We start from the raw sequence: 12163 nt of genomic DNA, 5'->3' as shown, positions 1-12163 counted from the left end.
CCTAATTTGTGGAAAACGTACAATAATTAGCCGCCACTGTTTTTCGATTCAACTTAGATTTTCGCGGCCTGATCCCACCCGCTGTAAAGATTGCACGTCAGCGCGCACACCCCGCCCACCACGCCGTAGAATAGAAGCTATGTCTTCTCCGTCGCAGTACTTTACAACGCCTATCTTTTACGTAAATGATGCACCACATATCGGGCACGCCTACACCGAAGTGGCTACCGATGTGCTTGCGCGCTGGAATCGACAGCGCGGCACAGACACCCGACTGCTGACCGGCACAGACGAGCACGGGCAAAAAATCTTGCGCACCGCCTCAGCCCACAACACCGATCCGCAAGCGTGGGCGGATAAGCTCGTTCGTGAGGCGTGGGAGCCGCTTTTAGCTGAGGTCAACATCTCAAACGACGATTTCATTCGCACAACAGACGAACGCCATGAAAAGGGTGTGCAGGCATTCTTACAGAAACTGTACGATGACGGCTATATCTACGCCGGTGAATTCGACGGTCTCTACTGTGTCGGCTGTGAAGAATTTAAAACGAAGACCGACGTTGCAGAGGGCACCGGTGCGTTTGCTGGCGAGCAGGTCTGCAAGATTCACTCTAAGCCGCTTGAGCTGCTGCAAGAGAAGAACTACTTCTTTAAAATGAGTGCCTTTCAAGATCGACTGCTTGCGCTATACGAAGAGCGCCCCGATTTTGTGCAGCCTGCCAGCGCTCGTAACGAGGTTGTGGCGTTTGTGCAGCAGGATCTTGCAGATCTTTCTATCTCACGCACCAGCTTTGACTGGGGTATTCCAATTCCGTGGGATAACTCGCACGTCACCTACGTGTGGTTTGATGCGCTGCTGAACTACATCACCGCGCTCAACTATGGCACAGAAGATGAGTCACTTCTTGAACGCTACTGGCCAGCCAACCATATCGTTGGAAAAGATATTTTGCGCTTCCACGCAGTAATCTGGCCGGCAATGCTGATGGCTGCTGGGCTGGAGGTGCCAAAGCACGTATTCGGGCACGGTTGGCTTTTGGTTGGCGGCGAGAAAATGTCAAAATCTAAACTCACCGGCATCGCCCCAAATGAGATCACCGAAACTTTTGGCACTGATGCGTTCCGCTACTACTTTATGCGCGCCATCAGCTTCGGCCAGGATGGCTCTTTCAGCTGGGAAGATATCGCTGCTAGGTATCAGGCTGAACTAGCAAACGGTTTTGGTAATTTGGCTAGTCGTGTGCTGGCGATGAACGCAAAATACTTTGACAGTGCCCAACCAGAAAGCGCAGAATCAGCGGCAGCGGATCGCGCGATTGCCGAACTTGTTGCTGATGTTGTTGCGCGAGCCGAAGCTGCCATTGACCGATTCGCAATTCATGAGGCGCTGGCTGCGGTGTGGGAGATTGTTGACGCGCTGAACGGGTACATTACTGAGCAGGAACCGTGGGTGCTCGCAAAAGATGCGGCACAGCGGGATCGTCTTGGCACAGTGCTCGCCACCGCAACTGAGGGGTTGCGCGCGCTTGCTGTGCTGTTAAACCCGGTGATTCCGGTTGCCGCCGAAAAACTTTGGGTGGCGCTCGGCGCAGCCGATGCTATTGGTGCGCTCAACGAGCAGCCGCTTGGCGAAGTTGGGAATTGGGGTCAGCTGCCAGCTGGCACCAAGCAAACTCAGCTGGAGGTGCTCTTCCCGCGCGTTGAGATTAACGAGGCTAAATAAGCGTGTGTGAAAATCACGACTCTGGCGTTTTTAGCGGGCTGCGCGATAGCGGGAAAATTACGGCTGCGGCAGAGTTTGCAGCAAATCAGATTCGTTTCTGGGGAGACGCTGAGCGTAAATGGGAGTGGCCCGCCGATCCAGACACTCTGCCGGTATCGGTTGTCGATAACCACTGCCATTTAGATTTTGCGGCAGGGCCTGAGGCGCTGCACCCCTTTGCGGCGCTCGACCGTGCTGAAAGTGTTGGAGTGGGGCGCATTGTGCAGGTGGGCACAGATCTTGAAACTTCTGTCTGGTCTGCCAAGTTTGCCGCAATAGAGCCGCGAGTGTTGGCCGCGGTTGCGCTGCACCCAAACGACGCACCCGATGTCGCTGCGCAGGGCAAATTAGAATTTCAGATCGGCGAGTTAGACCGGCTAGCAGCTCAGCCGCGTGTCCGGGCGATCGGAGAGACCGGGCTAGACTACTTCCGCACACAAGAAAACGGGCGCAGCGCACAGGCCGCCTCTTTTGAAGCGCACATCGCACTCGCTAAGAAGCACGAGATTGCCCTGCAGATTCACGACCGTGATGCGCACGATGATGTTGTAGAGACGCTCTTACGTGTTGGGGCTCCTGCGAAAACTGTTTTCCACTGCTTTTCTGGGGATGTGGAACTTGCGCGCATCTGCAACGATAACGGCTGGTATATGAGTTTTAGTGGCACGGCCACATTCAAGAATGCGCCCTACCTGCGTGAAGCCTTTGAAATTGCTGATAAGGCGCTGGTGTTGGTTGAAACCGATTCGCCGTTCTTAACACCTGAGCCGGTGCGCGGGCGACCTAATGCCCCGTATTTAATGCCGCACACTGTGCGCCGGTTAGCCGCGGTGGCAGATCTGCCGGTAGCTGAAATGTGTGAAATTTTTAATCGCAACACTGAGGCTGTTTACGGCTCTTGGGAAGCGGGGCTCTAGTGTCTGGTGAGAGTTCTCAAGGGCTGTTAAGCCCTGCTCTGGTGCGAGAACTCGCCTCTCAGTTTGGGGTGACCCCGACAAAGAAACTCGGGCAAAATTTTGTGCACGATGCGAACACAGTGCGCAAGATTGTGCGGATCGCGGGTGTTAAAGCCCACGACACCGTGCTTGAGGTGGGGCCGGGGCTCGGCTCTCTCACACTCGGCCTGACCGAAACCGGAGCTAGTGTTACCGCTATTGAACTGGATGCGGTGCTTGCCTCCCAGATTGAAAACACTGTTGTGAGGCTGCAACCTGAGGCGAAGTTTCGTGTGATTCACGACGACGCGCTGCGAGTGACGGAGCTGCCGGAGCAGCCGAACATCCTCGTTGCTAATTTGCCCTACAACGTCAGCGTGCCAATTCTGATGCACCTGTTGGAGACCTTCCCTTCGATTCAGCGAGTGCTGGTGATGGTGCAGCTTGAAGTGGGGGAGCGGATCGCGGCTGCACCCGGCTCCAAAGCCTATGGTGCGCCCAGCGCTAAAGCAGCCTGGTACGGCCCGTGGCAGCTTGCCGGCACCGTCTCTCGCAAAATTTTCTGGCCGGTACCGGGGGTTGACTCGGTGCTAGTCGGATTCACAAAACTTGCTGCGCCGCGCGGTTCTGCAACTGAGAAGTGGCTCACCTTCGAGATCATTAACGCCGCTTTTGCGACGCGGAGGAAGATGCTGCGCCAGTCTCTCCAGGCGGTGCGTCCCGCTCTCGTAAGTGATACATGGGCTGCACAGTCTGACGTACATATTCCTAATGCACAAGCTACTGCTGCGCAGTTTGTGAGCGCAGATGCGATTAGCGCACTATTAGAAGAGTGCGGTATCGATCCAACATCTCGGGCCGAGCAGCTCGCTGTTGCAGACTTCCACCGCATTGCAATTGCTGCTCTGCACAAGAACTAGACTCACATATTTTAGAGCGCTAACTGCGAGCTCTGGAACTGTGTGCCTTGCGTAGGTGCCATCCGAGTGCCGCAAAAAATGCGATACCGTACGTGAAGGCGATCGCCGCGCTGGTTGGCAGGTTGAGGTAGTAAGCGATCCAAAAACCAGATTGCGCGATAACAACTGCGATGCCAAGAGCATACAGCACAAGTAGTTTAATTGTGTGTGTCAAAAGTCTCGCGATTGCAGCGGGGGCAACGGCCATTGTGATCGCGAGAATCGACCCTGTTGCAGCAAATGCGGCTGTCACAGTGATTGCGGTGAGCAGCATCAGCACACTAAGAGCTAACCCAGGTCGGAGGGAGCGCGTTAGCGCAAAGTTGTAGTCAAAAACGGCGGCCATGAGATGCCGTCTGGCAAACCAGGCAAAAATGAGGTTTATCAGCAGCAGCCCCGCCAGCACCCAAGACTGCCGTGGGCCAAAGCAAGAGTCGCCTAAACAGAGTTCTTCGAACGCAACTAGGTTTGGATCCCCAACCAGGATGGTGTGCCCGTCTAAGTGTAAGTTTCTGGCAAACGCGGTCACCAAAATAACACCCACAGCAAGCAGGGCGGGGGCGATCATGCCCTGTGATGCGCCCTCAGCGAGGAGACCAGAGCGTGCCAGCGCTGTGTTGGCAATAGTCACAATCAGTGCCGACAGTGTCGCAAGCATAAAGAGCAGCGGGGAGCTGAAGTCGTGTGTGAGCAGGTAACCGATGACTATTCCCGGCAGCAGGGAATGGCTGATGGCGTCGATGAGCATAGCTCGGTTGCTGAGCGTGAGGTACACCCCGGGCACTGCGCAGGCGAGGGCGGCAAGACAGGTGAGAATTGAAACAGAGACGGCGAAGCTCATAAGCGACCTCGAAGAGCTTTAGCGATAAGACCGCGCTGCGGCGCAAAAGCGATCGAAAACAAGAAAATTAGAGTGAGCAGCAAAACCACTAGGGGGCCGGTGGGTAGCGCGAAAACGGCGATAGAAAGATAGCTGCCGAAAAGAGCGGCGCCGCAGGCGAACGCAACAGCAGTGACGGTTGTGCTGCGCAGAGTTTTACACCACTGTCTGGCAGCAGCTGGAGCGATCACAGTAAAACCAATAATAAGGAGCAGACCGACCGCGCGCATACCGGCAACGGTTGCTGCTGCGAGCAGTAAAAACAGTAGCTGATCGTAGGTGGCTAGTTTGATGCCACGTGTGGCACTGAACTGTCTGTCAAAGGTTGTTAGCTGGAAGGCGCGCCAGTTTATAGCGAGTGTGCCAAAGAGTAGCGCGGCGATAACGGCGCTGAGAATGATGTCAGCCTGTGTTAACTGCCCAGCAGAGCCGAAAAGATAGGAGGTGATGCCGCCCTTCTGCGCAAAATTTCCCTGCTGGATATAGCCCAACAGCAGCATGCCCCCCGCAAACATAACAGTTGCTATGAGTGCCATTGCCGTGGTTTCTGTGATGGGGGTGAGTTTTGCGATGCGGTGCCCTAAATATGCGCCTAACAGGCCGGTAATCAGTGCACCGGCGGTCAGTAGCGGCAGCGACCTGGCATCAGTGACAAGGGAGGATCCGATAATAAAGGCGATGAGGGTGCCTGGAAGTGCGGAATGGGCGACTACGTCACCGAGCGGAGCTTGCCGTCGCAGGTAAATCAGAGTGCCAACCGCCGCGCTTGATGCAGCAGCAAGCGCAACACCTATCACAACAGTGAGGTAGGTGTGATTCGTTAAGAACTCAATGAGCGTCATCGTGATTCAGAATGTTTGTATCACCAGATGCAATAATCCGGATAGCGCCCGTCGCGGTTGAAACACCGGCGGCAAGCTCTGCTGAGAAAGGAATTTCAAAGGTTTCTGCAATGTTAGCCGGCGTCAAAATTTCTGCTGTGGGCCCGAAGTGCTGCACTGTTTTATTCATAAGCGCGACATGGCTGAAGTATTTTGGTGCGGTGTGCAGATCGTGATGCACAATTAAAACCGTCGTGCCAGACTCTTGAAACTCTCTAAGCGCTCGCATAATAAAGCGCTCGCTCGGTGCATCAACCCCTGTGAAAGGCTCGTCAAGCAGCAGCAGCTCGGGTTTTGCAACTAGCGCGCGGGCGACAAACACCCGCTGCCGTTGCCCACCAGAGAGCTTTCCGATCGGTTTATCCTGGATTTTTCCAATTGCGGTGCGCCATAGCGCATTCTCGAGTGCGGCCGCTCGATCCGCCCGTTTTTTTAGATGCGGAACACCGAACGTGCCCATTTCCACAACATCTTTTGCCGTTGCAGGAAAATCCCAGTCGACGCTTTTAAGCTGCGGCACATACCCGACGCGCCACGGTGCCCTGCGCAGCGGTGCCCCGAAAAACAGTGCCCTGCCACGCGATGGTTTTTGCAGACCAAGTGCTGCTTTTAAGAGCGTCGATTTACCGGCTCCGTTGGGGCCGAGCACCCCCGTCATGGAGCCTGCGGGAACTGTTAAATTTGCTTTTTGGAGCGCATGATTACTGCCATAGCTAACTGACAAATTTTCGATAGTGAGTGGGGCAGTGCTCATCTTTCTAGCTTAATGCCGTTGCTATCGCTCGTGCATTGTGCAACAGCACTTCTGTGTAGCTATCAACTTCAGGTGCTGCACCCAGGGTGTCTGCGAACAGCTCATCGCGCGCAATTACAACGCGCCAACCTTTGGATTTCACCGCTTCCGCCAGGCTCTTAATCGCCTGCGGGTTTGCCTGATTATCGTGGAAAATTTGTGGAATCTTATTTTTTGCGATTAGTTCTGCAAGCTCATCAATCGCGGTTGCGCTTAGGCTTGCCTCGGTTGAAATAAAGTCTGTTGCGCGCACATCGAGGTTATAGGTGCGCCCAAAATAGTTGAATGCATCGTGTCCGGTAACCAAGATTCGCGGCTCTGGAACCGCTGCCAGAAGCGTGCTGGCCTCAGCGTGAGCGGTTGCTATTTCAGCGTTGTAGTCTGCGGCGTGGGTGCGGTAGGTGTCTGCGTTTGTCTCATCAACCTGAGCTAATTTATCGGCGATTGCGGTAACTACGAGCTGCCACAGTTCGGGATCGTTCCAGATATGCGGATCGTAAACCTCGGGAGCTTTTTTCGCCTGCTCAGAGCCTGTCGACTCGACTGGGATAAGCGTTGTGTTTCCCTCTTCTAACAGAGCTTCTCCCACCGCAAACTGTGAGTCGCCGAGACTCTCTAACTGCCGCACCATCTGCGCTTCTAGGTGTAGACCGTTCCACAGCACCAGATCTGCGTCACGCATATTTTCGATGTCTTTGGTTGTTGGTTGGTAGGTGTGCGGATCGCCGCCGGGGCCAACCATAGTTATGACTTCAGCCTCCGGCGCAATGTTGCTGACCGCGTCTGCAAGGTATCCGGTCGTTGCGAATATTTTCAGATGCTCATGCTGTGCTTGTGTAGTTGCTGTTGCGCAAGCGCTCAAAAACAGAGCGCCCGCTAGGGCACATACTGCGAGCAGACGTGCGCGTGTCATATTTTTTAGTGGTGCGGTGTGAAGTCTCATAAGTTTCACAGTAGGCCTGTTTTTAAGTTTCGGATAGTGGTTGTTGCAAAAAGTTTTCAATAATTTTACAGACGCCGGTCACAGGCAGTTTTATTCGGCAGAAATTCTGGTTTAGTCTGAGCAAGCTAGCTATCCGACGGCCTCGCTAAGTTCTAGCCAGCGCTCTTCTGCAGCGCTGATCTCGTTTTGCACCTCGGTTAGTTCAGAGGTAATCTCAGCAAGCCCAATGAAGTCTGTCTGGTCGTGGGCTGCCAATTTTTGGTGCAGAGCGGCAACTGCGGTTTCAAGCTTTGAAATTTTGCGCTCCAACGCAGCAAGCTCTTTTTCAGCTGCGCGCAGCTGAGCACCTGAGAGTTTTTTGGAGGCATTAGCGGTGGTGCTCGGTGCTTGAGAAGCAGATTTTGTCTGTTTAGAAGAGACGTTTTCTAATCCTGCGGCGGTTGTTTCGCTGGCGCGCAGCCGCAGATATTCGTCGACTCCGCCGGGGAGGTGACGCAGCCGGCCGTCAAGAATTGCGTACTGTTGATCGGTGACCCGCTCAAGCAGATATCGGTCGTGGCTCACAACGAGCAGGGTGCCCGGCCACGAGTCGAGCAGATCCTCCATCGCAGCGAGCATGTCAGCATCGACATCATTGGTTGGCTCGTCCAAAATTAAAACGTTTGGTTGCTCCAGCAGAATCAGTAAAAGCTGCAGCCGCCGTTTTTGCCCACCCGAGAGACTGGCCACTGGGGTTGAGAGCTGCTCTCTGCGAAAGCCCAATCTTTCGAGCAGCTGTGACGGTGTCAGCTCTTTTCCGTCAACCTCGAACACTGTTTTGTATCTGGCCAGCACTTCGCGCACTCTATCGTTCCCGATTTCGGCGAGCTGACTAAAACGCTGATCTAAAATGCCGATATTTACAGTTTTGCCGTGCTTCACTCTGCCAGTGGTGGGCTTAAGAGTGCCAGAAATTAGCGATAGCAGAGTTGATTTACCGGCGCCATTCGGCCCTAAAATGCCGGTGCGTTCACCGGGTGCGATATTCCAGGTGATGTCGCGCAAAATTTGACGTTCAGGGCCAAAGCTCACTCCCGCATCCGTTAGACGCACAACGTCTTTACCGAGACGCGCCACAGCCATTTTCTGTAGCTGCACTGTGTCTCTGAGCGGCGGCACATCAGCGATTAGAGCGTTAGCCGCATCGATCCGAAATTTTGGCTTTGAGGTGCGCGCAGGGGCGCCGCGCCGCAGCCAGGCTAACTCTTTGCGCAACAAATTTTGCCGTTTTTGTTCAGTCGCAGCCGCGATCCGGTTGCGTTCGACGCGCTGCAGCACATAAGCGGCGTAACCGCCTTCAAAAGGCTCAACGAAGCCGTCGTGCACTTCCCATGTGGTGTTGCACACCTCATCAAGAAACCATCTATCGTGGGTGATAACAAGCAGGGCGCCTTGCGAGCGCGGCCAGCGATTTTTTAGGTGCTCTGCGAGCCATGCAATGCCCTCAACATCGAGATGGTTTGTGGGTTCGTCGAGCGCAAGAATGTCCCACTCGCCAACCAGCAGGGCCGCTAATGCGACGCGACGGCGCTGCCCACCCGAGAGGTTTGCGACCGAGCCTTGCCAGTCTAGATCGCTCACGAGTCCAGAAATAATATCGCGCACGCGGGCATCGCCCGCCCACTCATACTCTGGTCGGTCGCCAACAATGTTTTCTGCAACCGTTGCGTGTTCAGTGAGCTGATCTGTTTGTGACAGCACCCCGAATCTAACACCGCCGCGTTTGGTTACCCGCCCTGAACTGGGTTGAAGCTCGCCAGTAAGCATTGCTAAAAGTGAGGTTTTACCATCACCGTTGCGGCCGACGATGCCGATCCGATCACCCTCTGCGATACCGAGAGTTACACCCTCGAATACCCGTCTAGTTGGGTATTCGAGGGTGATATTTTCAGCTCCAAGAAGATGCGCCATAAAGCCAGCCTATCGGCTCTGCTTTACCATCTTCATTACCGCTCGTCTTCGGTTACCACCGGTACTGAGCGGGTCAGTGGGCGTCCCGCTTTAGTCAGGACGCTCTTACGCCACAGCCACAGGCCGGTGAGAATCACAAACCAGAGCGGCGCAATCAGGGCTGGCACGCGGGTGGCGTCACTGAGCAGCAGCGTGAAGTAGATGAAGACGAAGAATACTAGAATCAGCCACGGCATGACCTTGCCAAGCGGCATCTTAAAATCAGATTTCTCGTGCCGCTCAGGGTGCTTCATACGATACGCGATGTAGCTGCAGACGATTGAACCCCAGGTGAAGAGGATGAAGGTCGAAGACACTGTTGAAATCATTGTGAATGCTTCCATCACAGTGCCGCCGATTGCCATCAGTGGGATGCTCAAGAACACCAGCAGACCGGAGAAAATTGCGGCGCTCTGCGGGATGTTGTTCTTTGAAACCTTTGAGAAAATCGCTGGTGCGTGTCCGTCACGTGACAGGCCAAAGAGCATGCGGGTGCCTGAGTAGAGACCTGAGTTTGCGCTTGAGGCGGCAGAAGTTAGCACTACGAGGTTGATTGCGGCGGCGGCGAGACCGAAGCCTGCAAGTGACAGAGTCAGCACGAAGGGGCTTTTATCGCCAGAAAGTTCGTTCCAAGGGGTGATAGAAAGGATCACTGCGAGAGCGCCGATATAGAAAATCGTGATGCGCATAACGATTGAGTTTACGGCCTTCGGCAGAGTCTTGTGCGGGTTCTTTGTCTCAGCAGAAGCAGTGCCAACCAGCTCGACGCCGATGAAGCCAAAGATACCCATCTGGAAGCCTAAGAGGAAGCCGTGCAGGCCGGTTGGGAACAGGCCACCGTGCTCCCAGAGGTTGCGCACAGACGCCTGGGTGCCGCTCGGGCTTGTGAAGCCGGTTGCGATGAGATAAATACCAACAGCGATAAGGCTAAGAATTGCGACAATCTTAATGAGCGCAAACCAGAATTCAGTTTCGCCGAACCACTTCACCGGCTGCAGATTGAGTAGCAGGAGGAGAGTTGCGGCGATAACGGCTGGGATCCAGAATGGAATATTTTCGTTGAAGTACTGCACATAACCGACGATGGCGACAATATCGGCGATACACGCAACGATCCAAGAAAGCCAGTATGTCCAGCTGACAAAGAAGCCGGCCCACGGGCCGAGCAGGTCTTTCGCGATGTCACCGAAGGTGTGATAGTTCAGATTGCTAAGAAGCAGCTCACCGAGCGCTCGCATGATGAAGAATACAAAGAAACCAATCACCATGTAAACAAAGAGGATCGCGGGGCCGCTGACGCTGGCGAGACGGCCTGAGCCCATAAACAGGCCCGTGCCGATAGCGCCGCCGATGGCGATGAGTTGGAGATGTCGATTACTGAGTCCGCGCTGCAGATCTGCTTGTTGAGTTTCTGACATAAAATTCCTTATGTTTTCGTCTTCTTTAACGTGTTATTTAATAGCTGTCTAGCCGAGGATTTCTTGATCGTGTGCCACCACCCGGAAGGTGTCGAGTGCGGGGTCGCTTGCGCCGCGCACGTAACCGCTTTCGGCGGCCGCAGTGCCTCGCAGATACATGATCGCTTCCGGAGTCAACCGCTCGCCCGGGAGCACGTTTGGCACACCCGGAGGGTAGGCGGCCAGCGAGTCTGCTGAGATGCGACCGGCTGCTTCTTCCCAACTCACGAGCTCATTGGGAGCGAAAAATGCCTCATCAAGCGGCATAACGCTCTCGAGTTTGTCGGGCATCGCAAGTAAGCGCTCGGGTTCTTCATCGCTCGGTGGGAGCGACTCAAGTGCTTTAATAAAGCGGTCGACATCTGGCGGAGATGCAGCTCCGATAAGCAGCAGGAGTGCCGCCGGCGTGGCTAGCTCACAGTAGATAGCGTGGTCGCGGATCAGCTCATACTGCAGTTGAGTTCCGGTGATACCTGCGCCGCGGGTGTCAATGGCGATTTTAAGCGGATCGTACGCGAAAGCATCTGGCATGCCCTGTACATCAGGGGTGGCGTCACGGAAGCGCCAATCCTCCTTTATATATTTGCGGATCCGAGCTGCCCCGGCGAGTGCTGCGCCTATTTGTTTTTCGCCGTTCACAGCGATGTTGCGGCGGGCCTCATCCAGTGAAGCAAGCAGTAGCGCGCTAGTGCTCGTTGATTGGTAGGATCGCACAACACGATCTACGAGTGATTCGAGCGCCTGCGCGTGCGGGCCGTGTCCGAGCTGGATCATGCCTGTCTGGGTGAGCGAACCTACACTCTTGTGGGTTGAGGAGATAACAAGATCGGCCCCCAGCTGCACAGCGTTCAGCGGTAGCTCAGGGTGCAGGCCAAGGTGTGAGCCCCAAGCCTCATCAACTATTAAAGGTACGTTGTGGCTGTGGGCAATATCGGCGATCGCCGCAATATCTGCGATCGCGCCAAAGTATGAGGGGCTGACGAGGTAAACCGCCGCTGCCTGGGGGTGTGTTTGCAGCGCGGTTTCGATCTGTTCGGGTGTCACGCCGTGTGAAGCGCCGAGCCCGGTATCAACGGAGCCGTACACGAAGTGCGGTGTGAGCCCGACGTGAGTTATGCCATCAATCACGCTTGAGTGCACACTGCGCTGCACAATAAACTCACGGCCGAGACCGCGCACAACGTTTGTGGCGATATGGTTGCCGCCGGAAGCGCCGTTCGTAATAAACCACACGCGGCTTGCACCCCAGAGCTCAGCGGCAAGTTCTTGCGCTTCTAGGAGTGGGGTTTTGCGGCCTGGGTTGTTGAGAATCCAAGTGTTTTGATCGATGCCGCTAAAGAGCATCGGGAAGTCAAGTTGCAGAGCGTGCTCGCCAACGAGGGAGGCGACACCGGGAGCGTTTTCTGCTTTGCCGGAGTGCCCAGGAACGTGCAGCCGCTGCCAGGGGTGGCTGGCGAGGCGGCGGATCGCGTCTGCGTGGGGTGCGGTTGTTTGCGCGGCGGAGAGAATTCGTTTCACAGACTATGAATAGCACAGCTTTATCAATATACGCAATATCAGTATT

Annotated in this window: 10 protein-coding genes; 3 read left to right on the top strand and 7 right to left on the bottom strand. The window is 55.0% G+C overall.

Going from position 1 to position 12163, the window contains the following annotated elements:
* Window positions 1–139 precede the first annotated feature (139 nt).
* The 3 genes from metG to rsmA are packed head-to-tail and all read left to right on the top strand — an operon-like array spanning window position 140 to window position 3617.
* Window positions 140–1723 carry a methionine--tRNA ligase gene (gene metG / locus HCQ99_RS02885; RefSeq protein WP_166985457.1) on the top strand — a complete coding sequence of 528 codons (1584 nt, stop codon included), beginning with the start codon at window positions 140–142 and terminating at the stop codon, window positions 1721–1723.
* Window positions 1724–1779: 56 nt separating this feature from the next.
* Complete coding sequence (locus HCQ99_RS02880) at window positions 1780–2679, top strand: TatD family hydrolase (protein ID WP_208317164.1); 900 nt, start codon at window positions 1780–1782, stop codon at window positions 2677–2679.
* Window positions 2679–3617: a 16S rRNA (adenine(1518)-N(6)/adenine(1519)-N(6))-dimethyltransferase RsmA gene (rsmA, locus tag HCQ99_RS02875; RefSeq protein ID WP_208317150.1), complete on the top strand. Its 939-nt coding sequence runs from the start codon at window positions 2679–2681 to the stop codon at window positions 3615–3617. The genes HCQ99_RS02880 and rsmA overlap by 1 nt, the downstream gene beginning before the upstream one ends.
* 19 nt (window positions 3618–3636) lie before the next feature.
* Here rsmA and HCQ99_RS02870 read toward each other — a convergent pair whose 3' ends face one another.
* From HCQ99_RS02870 to HCQ99_RS02840, 7 genes are all read right to left on the bottom strand, one after another.
* Window positions 3637–4497 carry a metal ABC transporter permease gene (locus HCQ99_RS02870; protein ID WP_166985454.1) on the bottom strand — a complete coding sequence of 287 codons (861 nt, stop codon included), beginning with the start codon at window positions 4495–4497 and terminating at the stop codon, window positions 3637–3639.
* Window positions 4494–5378, bottom strand: coding sequence for a metal ABC transporter permease (locus tag HCQ99_RS02865; RefSeq protein ID WP_166985451.1), 885 nt, complete (start codon window positions 5376–5378; stop codon window positions 4494–4496). The genes HCQ99_RS02870 and HCQ99_RS02865 overlap by 4 nt, the downstream gene beginning before the upstream one ends.
* Window positions 5365–6171, bottom strand: a complete 807-nt coding sequence (locus HCQ99_RS02860; protein WP_166985448.1) for a metal ABC transporter ATP-binding protein — start codon at window positions 6169–6171, stop codon at window positions 5365–5367. Before HCQ99_RS02860 ends, HCQ99_RS02865 begins: the two co-directional genes overlap by 14 nt.
* A gap of 4 nt (window positions 6172–6175) precedes the next feature.
* Window positions 6176–7123, bottom strand: a complete 948-nt coding sequence (locus HCQ99_RS02855) for a metal ABC transporter substrate-binding protein (RefSeq protein ID WP_166985445.1) — start codon at window positions 7121–7123, stop codon at window positions 6176–6178.
* Between the two features lie 159 nt (window positions 7124–7282).
* Complete coding sequence (locus HCQ99_RS02850; protein WP_166985442.1) at window positions 7283–9103, bottom strand: ABC-F family ATP-binding cassette domain-containing protein; 1821 nt, start codon at window positions 9101–9103, stop codon at window positions 7283–7285.
* Window positions 9104–9138: 35 nt separating this feature from the next.
* Window positions 9139–10560, bottom strand: coding sequence for an amino acid permease (locus HCQ99_RS02845; RefSeq protein ID WP_166985439.1), 1422 nt, complete (start codon window positions 10558–10560; stop codon window positions 9139–9141).
* Between the two features lie 48 nt (window positions 10561–10608).
* Complete coding sequence (locus HCQ99_RS02840) at window positions 10609–12117, bottom strand: aminotransferase class I/II-fold pyridoxal phosphate-dependent enzyme (RefSeq protein ID WP_166985437.1); 1509 nt, start codon at window positions 12115–12117, stop codon at window positions 10609–10611.
* Between the last annotated feature and the right edge of the window lie 46 nt (window positions 12118–12163).

Source organism: Canibacter zhoujuaniae (genome assembly GCF_011752015.1).
GTDB lineage: Bacteria > Actinomycetota > Actinomycetes > Actinomycetales > Microbacteriaceae > Canibacter > Canibacter zhoujuaniae.
Note: the sequence above shows the minus strand (reverse complement) of the source record. Positions and strands in the feature narration are given on the sequence as shown.

Excerpts from the sequence above, each read along its gene's own strand:
- metG (WP_166985457.1), top strand. The coding sequence starts at position 140 with ATGTCTTCTCCGTCGCAGTACTTTACAACGCCTATCTTTTACGTAAAT.
- HCQ99_RS02870 (WP_166985454.1), bottom strand. The coding sequence starts at position 4,497 with ATGAGCTTCGCCGTCTCTGTTTCAATTCTCACCTGTCTTGCCGCCCTC.
- HCQ99_RS02865 (WP_166985451.1), bottom strand. The coding sequence starts at position 5,378 with ATGACGCTCATTGAGTTCTTAACGAATCACACCTACCTCACTGTTGTG.
- HCQ99_RS02860 (WP_166985448.1), bottom strand. The coding sequence starts at position 6,171 with ATGAGCACTGCCCCACTCACTATCGAAAATTTGTCAGTTAGCTATGGC.
- HCQ99_RS02855 (WP_166985445.1), bottom strand. The coding sequence starts at position 7,123 with ATGACACGCGCACGTCTGCTCGCAGTATGTGCCCTAGCGGGCGCTCTG.
- HCQ99_RS02850 (WP_166985442.1), bottom strand. The coding sequence starts at position 9,103 with ATGGCGCATCTTCTTGGAGCTGAAAATATCACCCTCGAATACCCAACT.
- HCQ99_RS02845 (WP_166985439.1), bottom strand. The coding sequence starts at position 10,560 with ATGTCAGAAACTCAACAAGCAGATCTGCAGCGCGGACTCAGTAATCGA.